The organism is Bradyrhizobium sp. Ken01 (assembly GCF_055807355.1).
The window spans coordinates 1-586 of record NZ_JBVVPC010000150.1; the positions used below are offsets into that span (position 1 = coordinate 1).

At 61.4% G+C, this 586-nt stretch carries 2 protein-coding genes; one reads left to right on the forward strand and one right to left on the reverse strand.

All coding sequences use genetic code 11. From position 1 onward, the window contains the following. The coding region (locus AC0L3S_RS39125) for a hypothetical protein (RefSeq protein ID WP_106946763.1) at positions 1 to 207 on the forward strand (207 nt) is incomplete at its 5' end. On the opposite strand, the gene AC0L3S_RS39130 is transcribed toward AC0L3S_RS39125, so the two are convergent. Beyond that, positions 208 to 540, reverse strand: coding sequence for a hypothetical protein (locus AC0L3S_RS39130; RefSeq protein ID WP_007604755.1), 333 nt, complete (start codon positions 538 to 540; stop codon positions 208 to 210). It lies immediately after the preceding gene. Positions 541 to 586 lie beyond the last annotated feature (46 nt).

Below are 586 nucleotides of genomic sequence, written 5' to 3' on the forward strand. Positions count from 1 at the left end.
ATGGCTGCCCTCGTACTGGTCTGGGGATCCTCGTCCGCGCTCAGCCTGACGTCGGAGGAGATCATCGCCAAGCTTCGCGCCGCCGGCTATTCCCACATCCAGGAACTACCAGCCGGAAAGATAAAGACCTACAAGGCCGTCAAGGAAGGCACCGCGCGCTCGCTAATCGTCGACAGCACCGGCCACATCGCAGAGGTGGCGAGGTAGCTAGACGGGCAGACGAAGCCAGACGTCTTTACTGGACAGTGTGCCGGTCGGGGTCGCAATCTCCATATCGACAACACGAAACGAGCCATGACTTTCGTAAACGTAGCGAAGGTGCCAGACGGGGCCGGGTTCCGGCGAGATGGCGAAGTCGTCCAAGGCAGACGCAACGTATCGAACGGCATCGCGTCGCTCAACCGAGGCGGAGAACATCGCCTCTATCAGCGCGGCCAGGCTCATGCCGCCGACCAGCATGGCTCGTGCCGTTTCGTCGCCGTAAGTAAGCCGCAGCGCAGTCACGACTGCCGCAATAGCGTCGGGGTTCTTCAGAGCCACGGTAGATCCGCTTCGCCCAGCAAAACCATAATGCGGATTCCGCCCC